Origin of the sequence: Cellulomonas carbonis, from assembly GCF_014636275.1 — a bacterium.
In the GTDB taxonomy this organism is placed as follows: domain Bacteria; phylum Actinomycetota; class Actinomycetes; order Actinomycetales; family Cellulomonadaceae; genus Actinotalea; species Actinotalea carbonis.
In genome coordinates this window covers 1-534 of sequence record NZ_BMEB01000057.1, presented here as the reverse complement: position 1 = coordinate 534, position 534 = coordinate 1, and the positions used below count along the sequence as shown (strand labels likewise).

The following is a 534-nucleotide window of genomic DNA, read 5'->3' as shown; positions in this document are numbered from 1 at the left end:
GACGCCGTGCTCAAGGATTCGAAGGTCAAGGGCTTCGGCCTCGAGGTTCGCGACGGGATCAGCGACGACGTCCTCTACGCGAAGGACGAGACGAAGCCGCGCACTCCCGCCTCCGTGACGAAGGTGCTCACAGCGGCCGCCTCACTGTCCGCGATCGGCGGGGAGACGCGCCTGGCGACGACGACGGACTTCGACGCGGACACGAACACCCTGACGCTGACCGGCGGCGGCGATGTGCTCCTGTCGGCCGGAGACTCCGATCCCGGTTCGGTCAACGGGCACGGGGGACTGCGGACCCTGGCCGAAGACACCGCAGCAGCGCTCGAAGACCAGAACGTCACCGAGGTGGCCCTCAACCTGGATGCGAGCCGCTACGTCGGCGAGGACTTCGACTCCGGCTGGTCCCGGTCCGATATCGCCAAGGGCGTGATCACTCCGATCCAGCCGATCATGGTCGACACCGCCTACGTCGGGTCGAAGAACGCCGAATGGCGGGGGCGCAGCGAACACCCGGCCAAGGACGCGTTCTCGATC

The 534-nt window shown here is 67.6% G+C and carries 1 protein-coding gene; it reads left to right on the top strand.

The window, feature by feature from the left end; all coding sequences use genetic code 11:
- Positions 1-534, top strand: a 534-nt coding sequence (locus IEV86_RS17685; RefSeq protein WP_188484858.1) for a D-alanyl-D-alanine carboxypeptidase, incomplete at both ends; no start/stop codon positions are given.